Raw genomic sequence first — 367 nt, 5'->3', positions numbered from 1 at the left:
GCTCAACGCCAGCGAAGCCGCGCCGCGGGATGCGAGCTATGACATCGTCCGCAAGATGCGCGCGACCATTCTSGTGCTGGGGCCGCTSATCGCCCGCTTCGGCCATGCCCGCGTCTCCCTGCCCGGCGGTTGTGCGATCGGCGCACGCCCGGTCGACCTTCACCTGAAGGCGCTCGAGGCCCTGGGCGCCGAGATCAGCGTCGCTGGCGGCTATATCGAGGCGAATGCTCCCGCCGGCCTCCGCGGCGCCCGCATCGTCTTTCCCTTCTCCTCGGTCGGAGCCACCGAAACCGCCCTGCTGGCGGCGAGCCTTGCCAGCGGCGAAACCGAGATCGTCAACGCGGCGAAGGAACCAGAGGTCCTCGAC

1 pseudogene is annotated in these 367 nt (G+C 69.6%); it reads left to right on the top strand.

Annotated elements, in window-relative coordinates:
* Positions 1-367 (top strand): annotated as a pseudogene (locus AB4Y92_RS26610) (UDP-N-acetylglucosamine 1-carboxyvinyltransferase); the annotation flags it as partial.

Source organism: Lysobacter sp. TAB13, from assembly GCF_052113885.1.
Classification (GTDB): Bacteria; Pseudomonadota; Gammaproteobacteria; order Xanthomonadales; family Xanthomonadaceae; genus Lysobacter; species Lysobacter gummosus.
Note: the sequence above shows the minus strand (reverse complement) of the source record. Positions and strands in the feature narration are given on the sequence as shown.